The 25,371-nt window shown below is 36.8% G+C and carries 11 protein-coding genes; 5 read left to right on the plus strand and 6 right to left on the minus strand.

What is annotated here, in order from left to right; all coding sequences use genetic code 11:
* Nucleotides 1-135: 135 nt before the first annotated feature.
* Nucleotides 136-1,482 carry a DEAD/DEAH box helicase gene (locus AC3RVG_RS02745; RefSeq protein ID WP_489689899.1) on the plus strand — a complete coding sequence of 449 codons (1,347 nt, stop codon included), beginning with the start codon at nucleotides 136-138 and terminating at the stop codon, nucleotides 1,480-1,482.
* Nucleotides 1,483-1,487: 5 nt separating this feature from the next.
* On the opposite strand, the gene AC3RVG_RS02750 is transcribed toward AC3RVG_RS02745, so the two are convergent.
* Nucleotides 1,488-3,719 (minus strand): nSTAND1 domain-containing NTPase, encoded by a 2,232-nt coding sequence (locus tag AC3RVG_RS02750; RefSeq protein ID WP_489689900.1) that lies wholly within the window; start codon nucleotides 3,717-3,719, stop codon nucleotides 1,488-1,490.
* Complete coding sequence (locus tag AC3RVG_RS02755) at nucleotides 3,716-5,233, minus strand: toll/interleukin-1 receptor domain-containing protein (RefSeq protein ID WP_489689901.1); 1,518 nt, start codon at nucleotides 5,231-5,233, stop codon at nucleotides 3,716-3,718. The genes AC3RVG_RS02750 and AC3RVG_RS02755 overlap by 4 nt, the downstream gene beginning before the upstream one ends.
* Before the next feature lie 263 nt (nucleotides 5,234-5,496).
* On the opposite strand from AC3RVG_RS02755, the gene AC3RVG_RS02760 reads away from it, so the two are divergent.
* Nucleotides 5,497-6,435: an EamA family transporter gene (locus tag AC3RVG_RS02760; protein ID WP_489689902.1), complete on the plus strand. Its 939-nt coding sequence runs from the start codon at nucleotides 5,497-5,499 to the stop codon at nucleotides 6,433-6,435.
* A 103-nt stretch (nucleotides 6,436-6,538) separates the two neighbouring features.
* Here the strand turns inward: AC3RVG_RS02760 and AC3RVG_RS02765 are convergent, their stop codons facing one another.
* Entirely contained in the window at nucleotides 6,539-6,694 is a 156-nt protein-coding gene (locus AC3RVG_RS02765) for a lmo0937 family membrane protein (RefSeq protein WP_489689903.1), read from the minus strand.
* Between the two features lie 285 nt (nucleotides 6,695-6,979).
* Between AC3RVG_RS02765 and AC3RVG_RS02770 the strand changes: the two genes are divergently transcribed.
* From AC3RVG_RS02770 to AC3RVG_RS02780, 3 genes are all read left to right on the plus strand, one after another.
* Entirely contained in the window at nucleotides 6,980-8,035 is a 1,056-nt protein-coding gene (locus tag AC3RVG_RS02770) for an NAD(P)-dependent alcohol dehydrogenase (RefSeq protein WP_489689904.1), read from the plus strand.
* Nucleotides 8,036-8,332: 297 nt separating this feature from the next.
* On the plus strand, nucleotides 8,333-10,597 hold the full coding sequence (locus tag AC3RVG_RS02775; RefSeq protein WP_489689905.1) for a tetratricopeptide repeat-containing sensor histidine kinase: 2,265 nt from the start codon (nucleotides 8,333-8,335) through the stop codon (nucleotides 10,595-10,597).
* Between the two features lie 39 nt (nucleotides 10,598-10,636).
* Nucleotides 10,637-11,293, plus strand: coding sequence for a response regulator (locus tag AC3RVG_RS02780; protein ID WP_489689906.1), 657 nt, complete (start codon nucleotides 10,637-10,639; stop codon nucleotides 11,291-11,293).
* Between the two features lie 184 nt (nucleotides 11,294-11,477).
* Here the strand turns inward: AC3RVG_RS02780 and AC3RVG_RS02785 are convergent, their stop codons facing one another.
* The 3 genes from AC3RVG_RS02785 to AC3RVG_RS02795 all read right to left on the minus strand — a co-directional run bounded on the left by AC3RVG_RS02785 (nucleotide 11,478) and on the right by AC3RVG_RS02795 (nucleotide 25,169).
* Complete coding sequence (locus tag AC3RVG_RS02785; protein WP_489689907.1) at nucleotides 11,478-16,241, minus strand: Ig-like domain-containing protein; 4,764 nt, start codon at nucleotides 16,239-16,241, stop codon at nucleotides 11,478-11,480.
* A gap of 103 nt (nucleotides 16,242-16,344) precedes the next feature.
* Nucleotides 16,345-17,580 (minus strand): T9SS type B sorting domain-containing protein, encoded by a 1,236-nt coding sequence (locus tag AC3RVG_RS02790; protein ID WP_489689908.1) that lies wholly within the window; start codon nucleotides 17,578-17,580, stop codon nucleotides 16,345-16,347.
* 194 nt (nucleotides 17,581-17,774) lie between these two features.
* A complete protein-coding gene (locus AC3RVG_RS02795) occupies nucleotides 17,775-25,169 on the minus strand; it encodes a hypothetical protein (RefSeq protein WP_489689909.1) in 7,395 nt (2,464 codons plus the stop codon).
* Nucleotides 25,170-25,371 lie beyond the last annotated feature (202 nt).

Genomic DNA, 25,371 nt, shown 5'->3' on the forward strand with positions numbered 1-25,371 from the left:
TTCTATTAAGAATAGTTACATAATCGATATAAATTCTCAAAACTTCTCATCGGTTAGCGTCTTTCAGCATCAATAAATATATAAATGTGTATTATTAGTCCTTGAAACGCTACTTTTGCAAAAAATAAAATTTACATGGAATTATTCAACGAGCTTAACATTTCCAAACAAATGCAATATGCTATTGCAGATTTAGGATTTGAAAAGCCAACACCCATACAGGCGCAGTCTTTTTCGGTTATTATGTCGGGGGCTGATATGGTTGGGATTGCCCAAACAGGAACAGGGAAAACTTTTGCGTATATGCTTCCCATTCTTCAAGATTTGAAGTTTTCTAAACAGGTGCATCCACGTGTAATGGTTTTAGTGCCAACCCGCGAACTAGTATTGCAAGTAGTTGAAGAAATAGAAAAGTTCGGAAAATATTCGTCTGTACGCGTTGTTGGAATATATGGTGGAACAAACATTAACAATCAAAAAGAAGCGGTTGCGCAGGGAGTAGATATATTAGTTGCAACTCCGGGACGTTTATACGATTTGATTATTAGTAGAGCAATTCAGTTAAAATCTATTAAAAAAGTAGTGATTGACGAAGTTGATGTTATGCTCGATCTTGGGTTTCGTTTTCAACTTACAAATATCTTGGAATTGCTTCCAGTTAAGCGCCAAAACATTATGTTTTCTGCAACAATGACGGATGATGTAAATGTATTTATCCACGATTTTTTTGTTGCACCAACCACTGTATCTGTTGCAGTAAGCGGTACTCCATTGGAAAACATTTCGCAATTTGCATATAAAGTACAGAATTTTTATACCAAAGCAAATCTTCTGAAACATCTTCTTCAGAATGAAAGCGATTTCAAAAAAGTACTTGTTTTTGTTCCGAATAAAAAGAGCGCTGATTTACTATTTGAAATTTTGGATGAATTCTTCGGAAGTGAAGTAGCTGTAATCCATTCAAATAAAACACAGAATTACCGAATTCGTTCTATTGAAAACTTCAATACCGAAAAAACGCGCATCCTTGTAACTACAGATGTTATGGCGCGTGGATTAGATTTAGACAGAATTAGTCACGTTATTAATTTTGATACGCCAAACTTCCCTGAAAACTATATGCACCGAATCGGGAGAACCGGAAGGGCTGAACAGGAGGGAACCGCTATTTTGCTTTACACTGAAAAGGAAGCAGACGCAAAAACTGCCATCGAAGATTTGATGGATTTTAAAATTGAAGAACTCGATTTTCCGAAAGAGGTTGAAATTTCTGACCAACTTACCTACGAGGAGCAACCGCAAGTAATAGAAATTAATAATCCAAATAGTGTAGAAGAGGCCGGCCCCGCTTTTCATGAAAAGAAAGAAAAGAACAGAAAGGAAAATCAAGGCGGTTCTTACAAACGCATCATTAAGCAGAAATACAAAAAACCAAAAACGCGAGGCGATAAAAACTACAATAAGGGCAAAAATAAACGGTAGATAGATTAATAAATAATTTCAACAAATACAGCGTTTCCCTGTAGATTAATACTTTTTACCATATAAATATTGTCTTGCTTAATTAGATCGCCGGAAGCAGCTGTAACCGTAGGATTGCTATAAATTCTTCTATTTTGCAAAGCACGAACAATGTCGTTTACACGTAGCATACTATCTTCTTTAAACTCTCCGCCGTTTCTGTAAATTAAATCGAAAACTGGGTCGTAGATTTGGTCGCCTTCAACTTTTCCTGAGTATAAATAACCAGTTTTACCTACTTCATTTAATTTTACCATTGCTAGCATGTCGTACTCACCAATCAGCTTTTCATTCCTAATATAATTTAAATAGGCGCTAACGCTGTTTTCACTTTCTGCTTCATTCCACGCATCATCGTCTAATAGGGTTGTAGTAACTGTATTTCTAAGGGAATCAATTCTTTTCTGGGCAAGTTCTACATTTTTAGCCATTTTTGAAAAGCCAGTTATTTTACCATCTGAATCTCTCGTAGTTGCAGCGAGGTTTAAATAATTGTCGTAGCCCTTAACTGCGTTTAGCGCATTAGCCTCTAACCATGATGCATTTAAGTCTCTTTTAAATTTTAGAGATGCAATAGAATCTTGGGCGATTGGAGCGTGTTCACCTTTACCATAAGAGTCTATATAAGCCTCATAACTTTCAATTGTATTTTCAGAAATTGCTACATCCCAAGCTTTTTGATCTGTAACTGGGCGGGTAAAATAATAGAAAACACCAAGACAAAGAACTGTTATGGCAGTATAAATAAGTCCCTTTTTAATACGTTTAATTCTTCGAGAATTTCGTGCTTTTATATTGTAAATTTTAGCGCTGTCTGAAAGGTATTTCATCCCATCATCAAAATTATCGTTGTAGCGAGAGGCCCAAAGTTTATTAGGTTTAAACTTTTCGTACCACTCTTGGGCAATTTCAAATTCTCGTCCTGAAAGTAAATCTTTTCTATCTTCTTTGTTCGCCAAATAAGCGTCGCAAAGTCTTATGTATTGAATTGCAGCTTCACTCTCCTCGTCCACCCAACTATTTAATGATTTCCAATGCCGAATTAAACTTTCGTGAGAAATATCTATAAGTTTATCGCCAGAGTCGCCAATTTTGCCCACAATTAAAAATGAACGGTTATTTTTAATGAAGTTGTTTATTACACCCATTAATTTTTCATCGCTGGAATTGGTCAACTTTTTTAAGTCGCTCAACTTTGCTGGTCTTCGTATTTTTCTACCATTTTCATCAATAGTGGTTAAAGCTTGAAAAAGTGCTTTGGCTAAAGGCATTTCGTCTGCCTTTAATTCTTTTAAAGCTTCATCGGCATGTTTTGAGAGGGCGTTTTCAATTCCACCAATTTGGTTGTAATCTTCCAAATCTAATTCGCCACTTTTATCGGTATTGGTTTCATAATCCCACATTCGCATTAATGCGTGTTGTACCAAAGGAAGTTCGTCTTTTACCTTTCCTAAATCGTTTATTAATCGGGATGTAAGCGCAGTATTAAACTTCCCACCGTACAGTTTTGCGGGGCCTTCAATCACTTTTTTCAACTCTAATCTATTAAGACGAGGCACTAGATACTGACTTTTGTTTAAAGCTTCCGGAAGTCCAAAAAACTGCGAACAATCTCCAATAAAATCGGAGCGCATCGTCAATACCACATAAAACGGAATACTTGTTTGTTCTGAAAGTTTTAAAATAATATTTACAAAATCGATTGCTTCCGTTTTATACGAAGCATCTGTTTGTTTCATTGAGAAGCGGAAGAGTTCTTCAAATTGATCTACTAGCAAAAAGAAGTTTGCATTTTTAGTTTTCCGAAGTGGTTCTATTATATCTAATATCGCTGAAACACCTTCTTTTTTAATTCGTTTAACTAGCGCCTGAATTTCTTCGGTTTCTATTTTTGGGTCGATTTGATGTATAATGGTTTCCGCTAAATTATACATTGGGTTTTGGCCCGGTTTCATAATAGCGACCAACCATTGGCTGCTATTTTCAACAAGAAAACCACCTTTTAAAGCGGGAACTAATCCAGCCCTAATCAATGAAGATTTACCGCTACCCGAACTTCCTACTACGGCAACAAAACGATTGGAGTGTAATCTTTGTAATAATTCTAAGGTTTGTTCGTCGCGACCAAAAAAGAGTAGGTTTTCATCATCTGTAAAAGGCCTAAGTCCTACGTATGGATTAAAGGAGTTATTGCTCATAGATTTTCAGCTTTTAGGTCGTTTAAAAAAGCTTCCAAAACCGATTGATCTATTGGAGCATTATGACTGTGATCTACTAATTTAACCATTGGGTTTTGCGCTACTTTTATAGATTCCATGTCCTTTTCTGGAGGCGTAACATAGATGAAAATATCCTGCCCATAGCGGTCGTAATCCATTAGTTTTTTCAATGTGTTTTTCACCCTAATATCTACCCAATCTTTATGGGTTTCGTTTCCGTATAGGAATATGAATTTTTTAGCTTCCCCAATATTTGCGTAAAGTGATTTAATATTTTCTTGCGGATCGCCGTCTTCGGGATTGAAAATTAAATCTACATTGTAATCATTAAGGATTTTCTTCAAATTAAAAGCTTGCTTAAAATCGTCTGTGTGTGTGTCTAACAGTATTTTAATGGGAGCGCCTTTTTCACTTTTTTGTTCCGAAGCTTTTTGCGATTGTAATTCCTGCAATTGTGTAGCATAGTCGTCAATTAGCTTGGCTAATTCACCTTCGTTGCCGCGTACAAATTCATACTTTTTTGAAGAGAGTGTTGCATCCTCCAAACCTTTTAAAAACTGTTGGTAATCTTTATTTTCAGTTTTATTGAAATCTGTTTCGCGTGAAACCCAAACTAATTGCGGAGCTTCTGTTTCTAAAGCTATTTCTGTTTGTCGTTGAATGAAACGAGCCTCAGTTTCACCAGGAATTTTTCTACCGGGAAAACTTCCTAAAATGTGTACCGAAAATTGCGATTTTTCAATTGCCTCTTTAGTTGAAGTAGTGTGTGTTTCGGAATCTGTACTTGAAGAATTTCCAACGATTATATTATAACCCTTTTCTTTTAATTCAGCAATTATGCCGTCGCGGCGGTCAATTAGTGAATCATTTACTTCAGCCATAAAAATGGTAAAACCAGTTTCCTTTGCTTCCTCCACAGCGGGTGGTTTTGGGGCTTCTGTTTGTGCTGTTTCTTTTGAAAAATCGTCAAAAATGCGAACCAAAGCATTCCGAAGTTGAATCATTTGGGTGCTAAATTCTGGGCTGGTATTTTTTAACGGATCGCCGTAATCATCATCGTCGTGAAACGGAAAACCGCTAGTGCCGCTCAGTTTTTCTAACCACTCGGTATGCGGAATGTTAGACATAAAAACCGGGATAATCCGAGAGCGGTTACCTACGGTTAAACCTATTTTTTCTTTTGAAACTTTTTCGTGGAAATGTTCTAACTCCTTTATACAGTATGCAGATTGTGGATATAGCCGTGAGTAGAGGCAAATCATTATTGCCGATTTATCGATAGCTTCAGCAATTGAATTATCAAAAACTTCACTGCGGTCCAGATTATTGGAGTCCCACCAAATCTTTATGTTTTTGGAGTGTTTGTTAAGTTTGGTGTCTAGATACTTATAAAACTGATCTATCCATCCGTCTTCTTCAAAAGTTTCCGATTCATTATCTGCGTGCACATAACTAATGAAAATGTCGTATTCATATCCGGGAATTAAAGCCATAGTTTATCCTTTTAATAATAATAGATAGGGCTAAAGAGTAGTGAGGATTGAATAATATTTTCACTAAAATACAAATTGTTAAGTATTTATCTGCCTAATCTTCAACAAAACAACTGTCATAGCTCTGAATAGCAGTTAAATGAGAAAAGATTTTCCAATTAAGTTTAAAATAAGTTACTTAGATTTTGAAGTTTATAGCAAATACACTTAGCCGAAATTTATATCTTCACTACCTCAAAAGTCACTAGCCAATTATCCTAAAAATGCCGAAAAACACAACCGTTATAATCCTTGCTTTTTTCTCTATTTACGTTATTTGGGGATCTACTTATATGCTAAATAAAGTAGCGGTGGGGGAGTTGCCACCGTTCTTTTTGGCCTCCATTCGGTTTACAAGCGCTGGGCTTCTTATTTTTATTATTTCGAAAGCAATGGGGAAAAGCCTTGCCATTACTCGCAAGCAGTTTAAAAATGCTTTTATTGTGGGAGTCTTGTTTCTTTCTTTTGGTAATGGAATTATCGTTTGGGCGCTTAAATATGTTGACAGCGGTTTTGCGGCTTTGGAGATTTCGGCACAGCCATTAGTAGTATTACTACTAATGCGTTTATTGCAAGGAAAACCTATAAAAGTGATGTCGTTAGTGGGGGTCGCTTTGGGCGTATTAGGAATCATTCTGCTTGTAAGTCAACAGCAAATAATTGCAAAAGAAGGTACCGTTTTAGGAATGGTTATGATTTTTGCTTGTATGCTCAGTTGGGCGTACGGTAGTCTTTTTGTGGGCAAGGCAGATCTTCCGAAAAACTTCTTCGTAAACACAGGTTATCAAATGTTTACCGCAGGACTTACGTTGGCAATTGCCAGTTTGCTTTTTGGGGAACAATGGGTGGCGCCAAACCAGTGGGGGCAATCTGTACAATGGAGTATGCTGCTATTAATAGTCTTCGGAAGTATTGTAGCATTTACATCTTTTAACTACCTATTAAAAACAGTTTCGCCAGATAAAGTTGCAACTTCTACGTACGTTAACCCGATTATAGCATTGTTTTTAGGTTGGTATATTTTAGACGAAGTAATAACCACACAATCTATTATTGCAGCTGCTGTATTGTTGACTGGTGTGTATTTTATAACTACAACTCGTAGTTCAATTACATTGCCTAGATTTTCGGGCAGAGTAAAACGTGAAAAGCTCGAAAAATAGTTTTTTAGATTTTGTAGGAATTCAAGCTGTTTTCTTTTATATGCAAAAGGTATCTCCAAAAAATATATTTTGAAGATACCTATTAATAATCCTTCGCTAAATACTACAGTTTTCTACCTGTAAGCAGTTTGTAGATTACCATAATTACCGCGATCACTAGTAAAAGGTGAATAATACCGCCTATTGCCGGAAATATTAAAAATCCGAATAGCCAGCCAATTACAAGTAATACTACAATTAACCATAAAATGTTTCCCATTGAGTTTATGTTTTTAGTTGGTTAAAAATAGTTTTTATAATGAAATAAATTAACACCTAAAAATATAAAGTTGTCATAAAATATGTAAAAAATTGACGATTTGGTAATCAATAGCAGTTTTCATAAAATTTTGATGAGATTAAGTTTCTTTATAATTCAAGGTATTAACACCTCCTTAACCTGAATTGCACTTCTCAGTAAATATCTTTACAAAAATCAATAGGACTGGCGGATGGATTTCTTTTCTAGTTCTGATTATTTTAAATTCATAAATATATAAATTCAATGGCTACAAGTACAAAAGCATACGGAGTACAAAACGAAAAAGACGATCTAAAACCAATGGACATTCAGCGTCGAGAGGTTGGTGATGATGATGTAAAAATAGATATTACTTACTGTGGCGTCTGCCATAGCGATATTCACACAGCTAGAAATGAATGGGGCGGTTCTACTTATCCAGTAGTTCCAGGGCATGAAATTGTTGGTCGCGTAACAGCAATTGGTAAGAATATAAAAAATATAAAACAAGGTGACTTGGTGGGTGTAGGTTGCATGGTAGATTCATGCCAAGAATGTGCACAATGCAAAAATGATCTAGAACAGTTTTGCGAAAAAGGCGCCACTTTCACATATAATAGTAAAGACAAACATTTGGAAGGAAAACAAACCTACGGAGGTTATTCTACTAGCGTTGTGGTAAATGAAGAGTTTATTCTTCGTATTCCAGAAAACTTAGATCCAGCTGGGGCTGCACCTTTACTTTGTGCAGGTATTACTACTTGGTCTCCACTTAGAAACTGGAATGTAAAAAAAGGCGATAAAGTAGGCGTTATTGGCCTTGGAGGTCTTGGGCATATGGGTGTGAAATTTGCAAACGCACTGGGCGCTCACGTAGTGATGATTACTACTTCGCCATCTAAAGCTGAAGATGCTAAAAAATTAGGAGCTCACGAAGTGCTTATTAGTAAGGACGAAGCAGATATGGCGAAACATAAAAACAGCTTCGACTTTATATTGAATACCATCCCGGTGGGACATAAAATGGACCCGTACATTGGTCTTTTAAAGGTTGATGCAACAATGGTGCTCGTAGGGGCTGTTGAGCCGTTAGAGCCATTCCACGGAGGTGGAATCATTGGCGGCCGTAAGCGTATTGCTGGATCACTTATTGGCGGAATAAAAGAAACACAAGAAATGCTCGACTTTTGTGGCGAGCATAATATTGTTTCAGATATTGAGCTAATTGATATAAAAGAAATAAATAAGGCGTATGAACGCGTAGTAAAAGCTGATGTAAAATATCGATTTGTAATAGATATGGCTTCACTTAAAAATTAAATATTTATTCTTCACCAATTGAAAATGCGACTCTTAAGAGTCGCATTTTTTTTGTGCCTAATTTCTTACAAAGTGGTGTAAAAGAATTTCATAAGTACATATTTTAAAATGCTTTCAGTAAAAAAACTTTAAGTTATTTTAGTTAATCGGCTGGAATAGAGTGTGATAAAACATCACTGTAAATGTTTCTGGAAGTATCTCAGTTTCCGATTTTTACATTCTATTGATTTTTCTATCTTTATAACAGTAATTATTTAAGATTCCTTGTTATTTTTTGATAAAAAAATATTAAACCCATTGAATTTAATTCAAATTAATAATTCCTCAATTTTAGTATCAAGTTTTACCATGGGGTTAAAGACACTATTGTTTTTAACCACTTTATTTTTAGGCTGCAATGTTATAGCACAGACAAAACTTGATAGTCTTACCCAAGAAATAAAGAGTACAAAATCGCCTTCACAGAAAGCGAAACTTCAATTAGAACGTGCACTTGTTTACGGTAAAGCTGAGCGCGAAGCCGCATTTAAGGATATTGATGACGCGTTTAACTACTTCAAGAAAAGCGAAGAAAAAAGCAGCGAAGTTGACTGCTATATTGCCTACGGAAATTTACACTTCTTCAATAGAGATCCTAAAAAAGCGGCTCATTTTGATTCACTTGCCATAAATCTGGCCGATAAAATTTCATATAAAAAAGGAAGTGCTATAGGATTAGGTAATTTAGGAAGAGAATTTCTAACAACTGGTGACTTTAAGAATGCTGAAATTCTACTAAAGCAAGCCATCGAAAACGAAGAAAGTTTTAAGCCGCAAGACAGAGCACGACTGGCAGAGCTATACAATAGAAATAGTATTTTAAATGCTAGGCGTGGCGACCATTTAAAGGGGCTGCAATCTATAGAGAAAGCTTTGAGTTTTGCGGAAGGAAGCAAGGATAATGTACTGCTTTCTAACATTTATATTAATTATGCCAATACACTTTCTCGTTTATCTCGATTTGATGAGGCTGTTAAAATTCATTTTAAAGTAATTCGGCTGAATGAAAAAACAAATAATAATAATGGTTTACTGAGGGCATATAATAATTTGGGAATTGCTTTCAAAAATGCAGGTGAATATGAAAAAGCACTTAAGTATTACAATAAAAGTCTAGCGCTAGGAAAAAATTTGAAGGAATATCGGTCTATGGGGCTAACCTTAGTTAATATGGCCACTATTTATAGTTTAAGAGAAGAATATAATGGTATTGATACTCTCTATATTCAAGGAATACAATATTTTGAGAAGGCTTCAGATTTAGGTGGAATTGCGTTTGCAAACCATAATTACGGAAATTCTTTAGTTATCCGGAAAAATTATGTGAAAGCAGACGAACGTTTGCAGACTGCCTATAAACTGCGTACACAGATAGGTGCAGACCTTGCCGCAGCTTCATCTCTTGCCGTTTTGGGAAAATCAGCCATGGAGCAGAAAAACTATAAAGAAGCCGAAGAATATTTATTGGCTGCAGAACCAGCATTTGTTGGCAAGGATCGCCAAAATAATGACTTGAAAGATTTATATGGTTACCTAAAGGATTTATATAGCAGAAAAGGGAATTTCGAAAAAGCACTTCAGTATCAAACGCAGGAGCTTGAATTGGAAAGAACAATTTTCACCGAAAATGAAAAGGTGAATACGCTAAAGACTGAAGCAGCCTATGAAGTGGAAAAGCACGATATGGCTATGGTTTTAGAGAAAGAAAAACAGAAACTCTCGGAACAGCGAATGATTTTTGGAGGAGGAAGTGTAGTACTTATTCTGTTATTAGTATCCCTTTCGCTTTGGCTTCGCCGTAAACAATTAAAAGAACGGCATCAGGCACAGCTTGTAAATTTGGGACAGGAGCACCGTTTAAATCTTACAAAATCATTAAAAAACGCCGAGCAACAAGAACGTAAAAAAGTTGCTCATAAACTTCACGATGAGGCGGGTTCTATGCTTTCAATTGCAATATTGAATTTAAAGCAACTAAAAAACGACGATTTCAAAATTGGTAGCAACGCAGCGCAAAAATTAGAAACAACACATAGGTTATTAGGAGATATTAGTGAAAGTGTTCGGAATATTAGTCACACATTAATGCCAATAGCACTTGAAAAATACGGATTGCGACCTGCAATTCACGATTTGGTTAATGCGGTTAACACTTCAGAAAAACTTAAGGTGGAAGAAATTTATGAAGGACTTGAAGACACGAGTACTTGGAACGAAGAATTTTGTTTAACGGTTTATAGAATTGTGCAAGAAGTAATGAATAACATCATTAAACATTCGCAGGCTAGTCATGTGCTGTTACAAATTGTGGAATTGGAAGACTCTGTTACCATTTATATTGAAGACAATGGAAAAGGAATGGAAAACAGTGTAGGGCAGGAGGGCATTGGTTTGAGGATGCTGAAAAGCAACGTAGAATATTTAAACGGAACTATAGAAATTAACGGAAATATAAATAAAGGAACTTTTATTTTAGCAGAGCTTCCTATTGAAAAAGACAATAAGAAAAAGCAATCTTTTTAAACCCTTACCAAGATATTTAGAATATTAAAAATCATTTTAATGGAAGCCCCCAAAACCCAAATAAAAGTAATTATTGCAGATGATCATCCACTCATCGTAAATGGAATTACCGAAATTCTTGAAAAGAATCAACGTTTTTTAATTACGGCTACTTTTAATGACGGGGGAGCACTAATGCAATCTACTATTCTCCCAGATGCCGATGTGCTATTGCTAGATTTAAATATGCCTGGAAAAGACGGACTTCAAGTACTGGAAGAAATAAAGGCAATGAGTCTCAATGTTCAGATATTGGTGCTTACTTCTTATTTTTCAAAAGAACTTGCGGAGCAGTGCCACGCTGCGGGTGCCAATGGTTTTATTTTGAAATCGGACAATCTCGATAAACTTGCAGAAAATATATTGGAAGTGATGGACGGCAAAACCGTGTTTCCAGACTTTTCAAAAAAAACTGAGGAAACTCCTACCGAGTTTACTTTTATGGATGAATTTTTAAAAAAGTACAACCTCACTAAACGCGAAACCGAAGTAATACAAATGGTTTGCAAGGGATATAACTCTAAAGAAATAGCAGATCAGCTTTATCTCTCCAGTTTTACGGTACAAACGCACCGACGCAATATTTTTAGGAAATTAAATATTGAAGGCAATACCATTGCGCTTTACAAATTTGCTTCGGCGCACGGACTGCTTTAATTATTAGTTCAAATACTTTTATACCTAATTAAAGAATGACCCTGAATTTAGGTTTTTAATACGCTCAACAGTTGAAAATTTTATGTCTTCACCGATGTCAAGCATTCCTTCGTTTGAAGTTTATATTATTAAATAAAGTGTAAGAAGAAGCAGGTTACCGATATAAAATATAAATTTCTTCACGTTAATTGCCTCTCACTTTGTGATAAATATTCGGGTTAGTTATCATCAAACTTCTCGCTTTAACCACTACCGTTACAATTGCAGAATCGCAATTGGCAGGAGCGGTGGTTTGGCATATGGTATAATTAATGGTATACGTTCCTTCCCCGGTTCCTGGGGCTAGGGTTACATCGCCCGTTGTGGGATTAATAGATAGGTTGGAAGTAGAAGTAGATGAAATGGTTACATCTCCTGAGTTTATAGCCGCACCATTAAGGGTGTCATTATCTAATATATCGCTAAAAGTAGTGCCGTTTGTACCTTGTTGAAAGGATGCATTGTACGTATCATTTGTTGCAACTATTGGAAAAGCTGTCCTTACTTTTACCGTTGCGGTAGCTGTTTCACAATTGCTTGGCGCTGCGGTCTCACATAGCGTATAATCTATTGTATAGGTTCCAGGGGCGGTTCCCGGAGCTACAGTTATATCGCCAGAATTTGGGTCTATAGATAGAATTGAAGTGGGGGTAGAGGTAAGTGTTATTTCAGTTAGATTTATGGCTGCACCGTTAAAAGTATCGTTATCCAAAACATCGCTAAAAGTAACTCCATCTACTCCTTGCTGGAAAGATGCATTAAAAGTTTCATCTTGTGCTACTATTGGGGTGGGATTACCCACTGTTACACTAGCAGTAGCGGTTTTACAATTAGTTGGGGCTAATCTTTCACATATTCTATAGTTAATAGTGTACGTTCCAGGAGCGGTATTTGGGGCTACAATAACATCGCCCGTAGCTGAATTGATTGAAAGTACAGTTGTAGCAGTAGAAGTTAGTATAATATCTGCAGGGTTTATAGGCGAACCATTCAAAGTATCGTTATCCAATACAGCGCTGAATGTAATTCCCTCTACACCTTCTTGAAAGCTTGCATTGTACGAATCATTTTGGGCTACCATAGGGGTTGGGTTGCCTACTATAACGGTAGCTGTAGCCGTTTTGCAATTGCTAGGCCTCGCATTTTCACAAATGGTATAATTTATTGTATACGTTCCAGGGGCCGTACCCGCAGCAACTATAACATTTCCATTGGCCGAATTTATAGATAAAGCTGCAGTAGCTGTTGAAGTAAGGGTAACATCAGTTGCATTAACAGGATTGCCATCAAGGGTATCGTTATTTAAAACACTACCAAAGGTTCTACCATCCACGCCTTGTTGAAAGGTGGCAGAATAAGAATCGTTATTTGCAATAAGGGTTCTGCAAATTAATACATTAAACGAAAAGGGCGCCGAAGTTGTTGCACAATCAGGTGCAGAGCTAGCTGTCACGGTATATTGAATATTAGTACTTCCACTGGACAATCCAGTTACAACGCCAGTATTGCTAACTGTTGCAACGGCTGTGTTTGAAGATGCCCAAGTATATGTTAATGTACCTGATCCAGTGGCATTGGCAACTAAGGTTGTTGTATTCCCTGGACATAATTCTGAAATGCCTGTAATATTCCCGGCAGTTGGCGAATTGTTAACAACAATACTTTTGGTTGTAGAACCTGTACATCCGTACTGATTGGTATAGGTAACTTTAATACTACCCGTTCCTAAAGTAGTCCAATTAACTGTAACGGCGTTTGTTGTTCCACCAGCAGTAATTACACCTCCGGTTACATTCCAAATGTAATTTGTCATTCCAGCTTCCGTGGTGTGCACTTGTTCTTTATTAATACATCTATTAGTAGTAGGGGTAATTGTTGGAACTGGATTTGCATATATAAGTACAGGGTTAGCTAGGAAACTCTGTCTTCCACAATTATCAGTTATTTTTAAACGAATAATACACATTGTATTCTGCGTAACAGAAGGTGTTGTAAACGAATTAGAAATTAATCCATTTCCACTAACTGAACCTGTAACAGGACCTGAAAACGTGCCAGGAATACTGGAAGACCATTCATAAGTAAAAGATGAACCTATTCCTGTAATTTTCATATCCATCAGGAATGTTTGACCTATACAGGCAGACCGAGGGGGTATATTGGTGCCTGGAGTTATTTTAGGGTTTCTTTCTATACCACCTTGTAATAACATATTGCCATAAATACGTGCAGCCGCTACATTTTCAGCTTCAGATCCACTTGCAAAACTGTGCGATGCTTCATACATTACCATTCCGTAGGCTTCATTTCCAAAAGCACGTCCATATACTACAGAAGCAGCTGGGCCAGGAGGGAAGGCACCTCCAGGTTGCGTTTGTGGATGATCTAAATCTCTCACAGGAAAAACAGTAGTGGATCTATAACCTTCTGGTTTCACCAAATATATTTCTTCAGATCCCCCAGAGAGGGCGCCATCTACTTTTCCTATAAATTGCATAAAAGGATCTGCAGCCACATTGGCATTAAATATGCCGCGCTCTAAACTATAATCAAATGGTGGGGTTGCCGTATTACTATGATTTCTCCATTCCACTAAACCATTTTTAGTTAAAAGGCGCATATCTAAACCATCTGGATCATTAGCAGTAGAAATATTTACTAATCCTTCCATAGAACTCGCAGCGTGACAAGCCATCCATAAGTATCCACCAGTTTTAATCCAGTTTTTGAGGTGTACTTGCTCCGTTAATTCATTCCAATCATGTGGATCGGCGTGAGGTAATCCAAACATATCGTCACAATCTGTTAATTGACTTGGAGAGGCTATTCTATATGAAGGGTTAGCCCCTGCACTAAATTGTCCAGTATATAATCTTGCTCTTTCGTAAAAAGCGGTACGTAATTTAGAGCCGTTTTGCGTGTCTAAAACTGCTCTTGGGAATCTAGTTATTACATCGTGCATGGGAGCTACAAAGCCATCTCTTTCACAGTCTATGCTTAATCCGGGAAATTGTCCCATCCAATAAGTTATTAAATCACGTACTGTAATAGTGGCGCCTGAACCATTGGGGTGCCTAACAAGTACACTCATATATTCTGAAGGTATAATAAATGGCCCCCCTTTATATTCTTTTCCGTTTACCGAAAAATCTGCTTGATTTACAATGTTTTGTGTGGTAGTTCCAGTCATACTCGGGCCCCAGGTTTTATCTGGTTTAATAGACCAATATACTGGGATGTCATGGACGTTAGCTAATTCATAAACTAAACCATATGGCTTTAAACCATTATTATAAGTTTGGGGAACTATTCCCATATTAATAATACAGGCACCAGCCGAAAAAGTATGGTAGGAGTTAACTGTTACTTGTGCTCTGTTGTTAGCTTGGTTACCATCTGGTTTATTAGATGAGGCAGTCGCAACGTTAATAAACGTACCTGATCTATCTAGGGTACCGCGCACCGTCATAGTTGCGCTTTGGCCATTGAGTAAATTTCCGACCCTCCAGCTCTCCTGGCTTGATTGATAATCACCTTGGGTAAAAGTAAAGGTTATGTTTGCTAAGTTATTTGGTATTCTATCGGCTACATTAACACTATTGGCCCTATCTGGACCATTGTTTTTAACAATTACTGTATAAATTACAATATCTCCTTCAGCAGGAGTAGTATTATTAACTGTTTTTGTAACTGCTAAATCTGCCCCAGACACTTGAAATGTAGCTGTACTAGTATTATTAGCTGTATTTGGGTCAAAAGCAGGGGAAGATATGTTTGCTGTATTAACCACTGTAATACCACCAGTGTTCGGACTTACTTGCACTCTAATAGTAAAGGTGCCACTTGTCATGGCGGGTAAAGTGCCTAAGCTGAATACACCTGTTTGTGGATTATAACCGCCCCCCGGGCTTGTATTGCTTAAATAAATAACATTGGCTGGTAGCAAATCTGTTATTTTTACATAAGGTGCATTATAAATACTAGCATTTGTATAGTTAATAGTATATATAACAATTTCATTTTCATCGGGTGTAGCGTTACTAACCGTTTTATTGATAGTTAAATCTGCTTCAAGTATGTAGATTTCGACCGAACTAGAATTATTATTGGTAATACTATCAAGCTGTTGTACTGAATATACAGATGCCGTGTTTGTTATTGTTTGGCCTAAAGTACCTGTGTTTACTCTTGCTGTTATGGTTAAGGTTGCAGTAAAGTCTTTTCTTATTTTATCTGCATACCAAATTCCTGTGCTAGGAACATAAGCATTTCCTTGAGTTATGGTTGATGATACAAAGGTTAAGCCTGCTGGCAAAAGATCTTTTATTTCAATATTCTTGGCCTCCTCAGGACCGTTATTTGTTACAACTACAGTATAGGTAATTAAATCTCCAGGACGAGGAGAATTATTATTTACCGTTTTAACCACTTGTAAATCGGCGCCTGAAATATTTAAAATTGCAGAAGCTGTGTTGTTTGTAGTTACAGGGTCGTATTGATTAAAAGCATTGACGGATGCTGTATTTACAATCGTTCTAGCTGACGTATTTGCATTAACCCTGGCATCAATTTTTAATTGATATTCTTTGTTTTTTTCTATAAACCCGATATTCCATAAACCAGTTGTAGAATTATAAGTTGTACCATTTTGAATTGATCTAACTGAAATAAAAGTAAGATCGGTTGGCAAGAGATTTTTTATTACTAAGCCAGTTCCATCAGTAGTGCTATTTAGGTTTTTTACCTTAATGGTATATTGAATAATATCGCCAGGGGAAGATGGATCTGCACCATTGTGTGTATTAGTAACTTGTAGATCTATTTCGGTTTGTTGCGCAAATCCAGATACACTTATACATAGTAGTAATAGTGTAAGTATTATTTTAACTGAAAAAGTAGTTTTGTTCATAATACAGGGGGACTATAAATTTGTTATATAAATTAAATATATTTAAGCTTCTCAAGATTAAATACATTAAATCTTTACCATTTCTGGAAAATTATTTTAATTATTAGTTTAAATATAAGAAACCTGTTTGTTTGTGTCTGTTGCCCAATATAGGATCTCCGTATTCATAATTTAAAATATAGAAATATGTTCCTGTAGGTAAACGATCGGCAGATTTTACTGTAACACGACCTGTAGACGTTCCATCAAACACATCGCCATCTGGGCCATAGTTGTTTGTTTCAAAAACTTTTACACCCCAACGGTTAAATATTAATACGTGCATATCTCGAGCACAATCATCTGTTACGTCTATTCTAAAGAAATCGTTTACACCATCTCCATTCGGGCTTACTGCATTATAAATTGCGATGCTGCTACAACCTAAAACTTCGCCTTCAACAATTCTGGCAAAGGTAAAAACTCCATATCCTGTTGCAGCTGCAGTAACAGTTTTGTTAGCAGTGTCTATTGCTCCTCCTTCATTTACCCACATATTGGTAGCCTCGTTCCATCGCACGATTGTTAATGCTTCTCTTTCTGCGGCTGAAATCATAGACTGCGGAGTAGTTACATCTCGCCACGATAGGGTAATTAACACATTTTCTTTAGTGGAGGATTCTTTTTCAATAGTCCAATATTCTTGGTTGTCGATTTCCAATATTATTCCAGCTTTTAAGTCGTGTGGATATAGGTCGTTTGAATTTTCATAATAAAATTTTCCTTCGAATACCGCCGTATCATTTACGGGTGCAGAAATTCCGCCGAAACGATAGTAGCCTCCATCTCCAATAGGAAATGTAAATTGGGAGTCCCCATATTTATTCACTAAACCATCTACGTGGCTATAATCTGAAGTGTTTATGTGGCTTGCATCTGTATTGAAAGTAATCTCTCCGCCAAAATTATCATTGTCTACTATACCTTCAAAAAAGTCTGCTTGACCACTTATTAGAATATTGCCTGACAGTTGAAAGGGAATGGTGTTACTTCTATTTTCAAATAAAACATTATACAGATAACTCACTTGCGATCCACTAATAGCTTGATTAGATCTTCCAATAAATCTTGTAATTCCAGTGTTTTGGTAGAAGTCTATAATTCCTTCGTTTTTGAAATGGCTATAAATAAAAGCGTTTCCATCATTATAAAACGATCCGGTAGTTAAGTTATTAAAACGCTCCACTGTTGAGAATTTTGTGTCTTCACTAACATAGAGCATGCCTTCGTTTGAAGTTTGGGCTTTTGAACCAAGGGTAAGAAGAAGGAGGGTACCGATATATAATATTGATTTCTTCATATTAATTGCCATTTACTTTGTGATAAATATTCCGGTATGTCTGCGAGGCTTTTCACTACTACTGTGTGAAACTGTAATGCTATAAAGACAATACATTCAATTATATTAAACTTTATAAATCTCATGATTTTATTAGTTTGATTAATTAAGAATTTGGCTACGAATGCTTCGAAGCCAGATTCTATGTATTGTTTTTACTTCACTACGAATATAATGGTCATATACGACGCCTCGGTGGCATTTCCTATAATAGTATAGCTTAAAACACCATTTGCATCTACAGAAATATTTGAGAATACAGCAGTATCATAATAGGTAATGTAGTAATATAAATCTGTAGCCGTTGGTACGTTTGGTATTGCACTTGGCGCTCCTGAACTAGAAACTAGGGTAGGGTTGCTTGTTCCTGTAAATTGGCCAAGATATTCTTGATGCAAGTTTCTGGTAAAGTTTCCATTTACTGTAGTATCAAAAATAATTGCCGGCATATAGAAAAATTTCGGCATAGCTGAATTTACTTGTCTTAAAGTACCATCTGTCTCTGCAACAACTAATTTATCTGTAGATGTTCCCGTCTGTAGTCCTGCAACCGCTAAAGTATTAGCAGCTGAAGTTGTAACAGTAGTTGGTTTAATTAAAGCACCACCTAATTGCACAGCATCTGCAGTTACATCTACATTCAATCCGTTATTAGCTTTAACATCCAATGCGTTAGTTGTGGAGTTTTTTACTAATCCTGCACCAGCAACATCGTCATTAAGTTTGGCAGCGGTAACATTTGAATTGGCAATATCTGCAGTTTTTACTTCGCCATCGTCGATTTTAGCAGAAGTTACTGCATTGTCAGCAAGTTTTGCTGTTGTAATTGCAGCGTCCTTTACTTCAACCTTATAAGGGTTTGCCGAAGTACCTGTACCGCTTACAACAGTAGTAGTACCATCTGCTATTTGAGCTTGTAAAGTAGATTGATTTACCCATTCAACATCTCCCGAAGCATTCGTAATCATTACTTGACCTGCAGTTCCTGCTACAATTTTTGTAGTTGTAACAGCAGCATCAGCGATATCAGCAGTTTTAACTTCACCATCAATAATTTTAGCTGAATTAACAGCATTGTCAGCAAGTTTTGACGTAGTAATTCCGCCATCGGTAACTTTTACATTTGAATCAACTAGGGTAGCACCTGTACCATTGGTTACAGTAATAGAAGTATCACCAGCAGTAAGGTCTTTAGCATCGGTAATTGAAGTTGTTGTAATTGCATTGTAAGAAACTGTTCCATCAGCATTAACTGTAGCAACTTTTCCTACGTCGGCTGCATCTGCACCTAATTTATCAGCTGTTACATTTAAATCTGCGATATCTGCAGTTTTAACTTCACCATCAATAATTTTATCTGAATCAACAGCATTGTCAGCAAGTTTTACTGTTGTAATTCCACCATCTTTTATTTGGATACCTGCATCAGCTAATAGCTTATTAAGACCATCTGTGGCGCCGGTAAATTCAAGACCACCATCTACAGTTAGATCTCCTTTCGAAGTATTAATGGTTGTATTTATTTCTTCAATTGCAGTTTGAACATCTGTAGCAGTAAAGCCGTTCGTTGTGTTATCGAAAGCAATAGCATCTGCGTTGGTATCGATTGTTGTAATCACAGTATTGGTACCATCTAAGAATGTGTAAACTCCATCAACAACAGTTACAGAAGTAGTGTTGGCGTCGATAGTTTGCACATCGCCGTCTGCTGCAGTGTGGGTGTAAGTACCGTCGTTGTTATTTACAACTATATCAGTTTTTGCAGCTAATTCATCTAAAGCCGTTTGAACATTAGTAGCAGTTAAACCTGAAGTAGTATTATCGAAAGCAACATTGTTTGCATTCATATCGATGCTTCCAATTACGTTCCCGTCAGAATCTTTGAACTCGTATTCGTTGGTAGTTGTATTAAGAGTAACATCAACAGTCTTAACATCAAACTCGATATCTGTACCATCAGCATTACTGAAAAGGTAAGAGCCGTCTGTATTATCAGTCAAGTTAGCTTTTGCGATTGTTCCTAAATCTGCACCAGTACTAGACTCTAAAGTAATAGTACCGTCCAAGTTATCTACTAAAGTAACTCCAGAACCTGTAGTTATAGTTGTAAGCAACTCTTCAATTGCAGTTTGAACATCTGTAGCTGTAAAACCGTTCGTAGTATTATCGAAAGCAATAGCATCTGCGTTGGTATCGATTGTTGTAATAACAGTATTGGTACCATCTAAGAATGTATAAACACCATCAACAACAGTTACAGAAGTTGTGTTGGCATCTATTGTTTGCACATCGCCGTCTGCTGCAGTGTGGGTGTAAGTACCGTCGTTGTTATTTACAACTATATCAGTTTTTGCAGCTAATTCATCTAAAGCCGTTTGAACATTAGTAGCAGTTAAACCTGAAGTAGTATTATCGAAAGCAACATTGTTTGCATTCATATCGATGCTTCCAATTACGTTCCCGTCAGAATCTTTAAACTCGTATTCGTTGGTAGTTGTATTAAGAGTAACATCAACAGTCTTAACATCAAACTCGATATCTGTACCATCCGCATTACTGAAAAGGTAAGAGCCGTCTGTATTATCAGTCAAGTTAGCTTTAGAGATTGTGCTTAAAACAGTTCCGTTTGTAGCAACAAGGCTAAAAGTTCCGTCAGAATTTTCTTCCAAAGTAACACCGCCACCGGTAGCGATAGTGTTTAATAATTCTTCGATTGCAGTTTGAACATCTGTAGCAGTAAAGCCGTTCGTTGTGTTATCGAAAGCAATAGCATCTGCGTTGGTATCGATTGTTGTAATCACAGTATTGGTACCATCTAAGAATGTGTAAACTCCATCAACAACAGTTACAGAAGTAGTGTTGGCGTCGATAGTTTGCACATCGCCGTCTGCTGCAGTGTGGGTGTAAGTACCGTCGTTGTTATTTACAACTATATCAGTTTTTGCAGCTAATTCATCTAAAGCCGTTTGAACATTAGTAGCAGTTAACCCTGAAGTAGTGTTATCGAAAGCAACATTGTCTGCATTCATATCGATGCTTCCAATTACGTTCCCGTCAGAATCTTTAAACTCGTATTGGTTGGTAGTTGTATTTAGAGAAACATCAACAGAAAGAACATCAAATTCGATATCTGTACCATCAGCATTACTGAAAAGGTAAGAGCCGTCTGTATTATCTGTTAAGTTCGCTTTTGCGATTGTTCCTAAATCTGCACCAGTACTAGACTCTAAAGTAATAGTACCGTCCAAGTTATCTACTAAAGTAACTCCAGAACCTGTAGTTATAGTTGTAAGCAACTCTTCAATTGCAGTTTGAACATCTGTAGCAGTAAAGCCGTTAGTAGTGTTATCGAAAGCAATAGCATCTGCGTTGGTATCGATAGTTGTAATAACAGTATTGGTACCATCTAAGAATGTATAAACACCATCAACAACAGTTACAGAAGTAGTGTTGGCGTCGATAACAGTTGTTACACCATCCTCATCGATATAATTATATGTTCCATCACCATTATCATTGATTACAGTAAGAGTCTCGAAATTTTTAATTACAGTTTCAAGATCAACATGAGTTGTAACACCGTCTTCATCTGTATACTCTAAGGTCTTACCATCAACGTTGAGGGCTAAAGTTGTAAGGGTTTCGAAAGTATCGATTACAGTTTCTAAGTCGATGCTAGTTAAAACGCCATCTTCATCTGTGTACTCTAAAGTTTTCCCATCAACATTTAACGCTAGGGTAGTAAGGGTTTCAAGGTTTGCAACATCGATAGTAGTAGTAACATTGTCTTCATCTGTATAAGTGAATGTTCCGTTACCATTATCAACGATAGTTGTAAGGGTTTCGAAAGTATCGATTACAGTTTCTAAGTCGATGCTAGTTAAAACACCGTCTTCGTCTGTATACTCTAACGTTTTCCCGTCGACATTTAACGCAAGAGTAGTAAGGGTTTCAAGGTTTGCAACATCTACGATTGTAGTATTGTTGTCTTCATCTGTATAAGTGAAAGTTCCGTTACCGTTATCTACAATAGTTGTAAGTGTTTCGAAGGTGTCGATTACTGTTTCCAAGTCGATGCTAGTTACAACGCCGTCTTCATCTGTGTACTCTAAAGTTTTACCGTCAACGTTTAAGGCTAGGGTAGTAAGGGTCTCTAGGTTTGAAATATCGATAGTAGTAGTAACATTGTCCTCATCTGTATAAGTAAACGTTCCGTTACCGTTATCAACGATAGTAGTAAGTGTTTCAAAAGTATCGATTACAGTTTCTAAGTCGATGCTAGTTAAAACACCGTCTTCGTCTGTATACTCTAAAGTTTTCCCGTCAACATTTAGAGCCAAAGTGGTTAATGTTTCTAGGTTTGCAACATCTACAATTGTAGTGTTGTTGTCTTCGTCAGTATACGTAAATGTTCCGTTTCCGTTATCTACAATAGTAGTAAGTGTTTCGAAGTTATCGATTACTGTTTCTAGGTCGATACTAGTTAAAACGCCATCTTCATCTGTGTACTCTAAAGTTTTCCCATCAACATTTAACGCTAGGGTAGTAAGGGTTTCAAGGTTTGCAACATCGATAGTAGTAGTAACATTGTCTTCGTCTGTATAAGTGAATGTTCCGTTACCATTATCAACGATAGTTGTAAGGGTTTCGAAAGTATCGATTACAGTTTCTAAGTCGATGCTAGTTAAAACACCGTCTTCGTCTGTATACTCTAACGTTTTCCCGTCGACATTTAACGCAAGAGTAGTAAGGGTTTCAAGGTTTGCAACATCTACGATTGTAGTATTGTTGTCTTCATCTGTATAAGTGAAAGTTCCGTTACCGTTATCTACAATAGTTGTAAGTGTTTCGAAGGTGTCGATTACTGTTTCCAAGTCGATGCTAGTTACAACGCCGTCTTCATCTGTGTACTCTAAAGTTTTACCGTCAACGTTTAAGGCTAGGGTAGTAAGGGTCTCTAGGTTTGAAATATCGATGGTCGTAGTAACATTGTCTTCATCTGTATAAGTGAAAGTTCCGTTACCGTTATCTACAATAGTTGTAAGTGTTTCGAAGGTGTCGATTACTGTTTCCAAGTCGATGCTAGTTACAACGCCGTCTTCATCTGTGTACTCTAAAGTTTTACCGTCAACGTTTAACGCAAGCGTAGTTAGCGTTTCAAGGTTTGAAATATCGATAGTAGTAGTAACATTGTCCTCATCTGTATAAGTAAACGTTCCGTTACCGTTATCTACAATAGTTGTAAGTGTTTCGAAGGTGTCGATTACTGTTTCCAAGTCGATGCTAGTTACAACGCCGTCTTCGTCAGTATACTCTAAAGTTTTCCCGTCAACATTTAGAGCCAAAGTGGTTAATGTTTCTAGGTTTGCAACATCTACAATTGTCGTGTTGTTGTCTTCGTCAGTATACGTAAATGTTCCGTTTCCGTTATCTACAATAGTAGTAAGTGTTTCGAAGTTATCGATTACCGTTTCTAAGTCGATGCTAGTTACAACGCCGTCTTCGTCAGTATACTCTAAAGTTTTACCATCAACATTTAACGCTAGTGTTGTAAGCGTCTCCAGGTTTGAAATATCAATAGTCGTAGTAACATTGTCTTCATCAGTATACGTAAATGTTCCGTTACCGTTATCTACAATAGTAGTAAGGGTTTCAAAATTGTCAATAATCGTTGCGATATCAAGACTTGTCAAAACACCATCTTCATCAGTATATTCCAGCGTGTGTCCGTCAGGATTCAACGCCAAAATGGTCAATGTTTCAAGATTCGAAATATCTATGATTGTTGTTCCACCGTCTTCATCTGTGTAAGTAAAAGTACCGTTGTTGTTATCAACAATCGTGGTAAGAGTTTCGAAGTTATCGATGATCGTTGCGATATCAAGGCTTGTCAAAACACCATCTTCATCAGTATATTCCAGCGTGTGACCGTCAGGATTCAACGCCAAAATGGTTAACGTTTCAAGATTTGAAATATCTATGATTGTTGTTCCACCATCCTCATCGGTGTAGGTAAAAGTCCCGTTGTTGTTATCAACGATAGTGGTAAGAGTTTCAAAGTTATCGATGATCGTTGCGATATCAAGGCTTGTCAAAACACCATCTTCATCAGTATATTCCAGCGTGTGTCCGTCAGGATTCAACGCCAAAACGGTTAACGTTTCAAGATTTGAAATATCTATGATTGTTGTTCCACCATCCTCATCGGTGTAGGAGAAAGTACCGTTGTTATTATCAACGATTGTAGTAAGAGTTTCAAAGTTATCGATGATCGTTGCGATATCAAGGCTTGTCAAAACACCATCTTCATCAGTATATTCCAGCGTGTGTCCGTCAGGATTCAACGCCAAAACGGTTAACGTTTCTAGATTTGAAATATCTATGATTGTTGTTCCACCATCCTCATCGGTGTAGGAGAAAGTACCGTTGTTATTATCAACGATTGTGGTAAGAGTTTCGAAGTTATCGATGATCGTTGCGATATCAAGACTAGTTAAAACACCATCTTCATCAGTATATTCCAGCGTGTGACCGTCAGGATTCAACGCCAAAATGGTTAACGTTTCAAGATTTGAAATATCTATGATTGTTGTTCCACCATCCTCATCGGTGTAGGTAAAAGTCCCGTTGTTGTTATCAACGATAGTGGTAAGAGTTTCAAAGTTATCGATGATCGTTGCGATATCAAGGCTTGTCAAAACACCATCTTCATCAGTATATTCCAGCGTGTGTCCGTCAGGATTCAACGCCAAAACGGTTAACGTTTCAAGATTTGAAATATCTATGATTGTTGTTCCACCATCCTCATCGGTGTAGGTAAAAGTACCGTTGTTATTATCAACGATTGTAGTAAGAGTTTCGAAGTTAGCGATTATTTCCCCAAGGTTGAGACTTGTTAAAACTCCATCCTCATCAGTATACTCCAAAGTATAGCCGTCGGCATTGAGTGCCAAATAAGTAAGGGTCTCAAGATTTGAAATATCTACAGTCGTAGTTCCACCATCCTCATCAGTATAAGTGAAAGTTCCGTTGTTGTTATCAACAATAGTAGTTAGAGTTTCAAAGTTATCGATGATCGTTTTAATATCGATACTAGTTATAACACCGTCCTCATCAGTATACTCAAGGGTATGCCCGTCGGCATTGAGCTTCAGAAAGGTAAGGGTTTCTAGTTGCGAGATGTCTATGATTATTACATCTCCATTTTGGTCTATATAGGTGAAATAATTATTCACCACATCCCAAAATACTATGTAGTCTGGCAGATCTGTTAAGAGTCTATTCCATTTATTCTGGTACCAATAGTAATAACCAGGTGATAAAGTGGCGTTCGTTTTGGTATTGTAAACCAATAGGCTTTCAATATTACCGGCTGTAATTGTGGTTTGGTCTGTAATACCCGTTAAAGGTACTTGAGGTATCATGATACCTCTATTAGAAGACTTAATTTCTAACTGCGTGGATGGATTGGGCATATCTGTGCCAATACCAACTTGAGCGAAAAGAAAATTACCACTGATAAAAACCAGTAGGTGTAGTAATTTTTTCATAATGATAAGATTTGGAGGGGTAAGAACGTTGATAAAATTGAAGCAAATCTAAAATTAAAATTTCACTTAAACCAAACATTTAGTTAAAATTTAATAAATGAGCTTAATTATTTTTTGTTTAGCGTGAATTTAATTGTATGAACACGATCAATAAATAGCATAAAATTCGATGTATCTTGTAATATATTTTAATATAAATGTT

The sequence above is a fragment of the Aequorivita sp. IT1282 genome, from assembly GCF_058068205.1.

Excerpts from the sequence above, each read along its gene's own strand:
- AC3RVG_RS02785 (WP_489689907.1), bottom strand. The coding sequence starts at position 16,241 with ATGAACAAAACTACTTTTTCAGTTAAAATAATACTTACACTATTACTA.
- AC3RVG_RS02770 (WP_489689904.1), top strand. The coding sequence starts at position 6,980 with ATGGCTACAAGTACAAAAGCATACGGAGTACAAAACGAAAAAGACGAT.
- AC3RVG_RS02760 (WP_489689902.1), top strand. The coding sequence starts at position 5,497 with ATGCCGAAAAACACAACCGTTATAATCCTTGCTTTTTTCTCTATTTAC.
- AC3RVG_RS02790 (WP_489689908.1), bottom strand. The coding sequence starts at position 17,580 with ATGAAGAAATCAATATTATATATCGGTACCCTCCTTCTTCTTACCCTT.
- AC3RVG_RS02765 (WP_489689903.1), bottom strand. The coding sequence starts at position 6,694 with ATGGGAAACATTTTATGGTTAATTGTAGTATTACTTGTAATTGGCTGG.
- AC3RVG_RS02780 (WP_489689906.1), top strand. The coding sequence starts at position 10,637 with ATGGAAGCCCCCAAAACCCAAATAAAAGTAATTATTGCAGATGATCAT.
- AC3RVG_RS02745 (WP_489689899.1), top strand. The coding sequence starts at position 136 with ATGGAATTATTCAACGAGCTTAACATTTCCAAACAAATGCAATATGCT.
- AC3RVG_RS02750 (WP_489689900.1), bottom strand. The coding sequence starts at position 3,719 with ATGAGCAATAACTCCTTTAATCCATACGTAGGACTTAGGCCTTTTACA.
- AC3RVG_RS02795 (WP_489689909.1), bottom strand. The coding sequence starts at position 25,169 with ATGAAAAAATTACTACACCTACTGGTTTTTATCAGTGGTAATTTTCTT.
- AC3RVG_RS02755 (WP_489689901.1), bottom strand. The coding sequence starts at position 5,233 with ATGGCTTTAATTCCCGGATATGAATACGACATTTTCATTAGTTATGTG.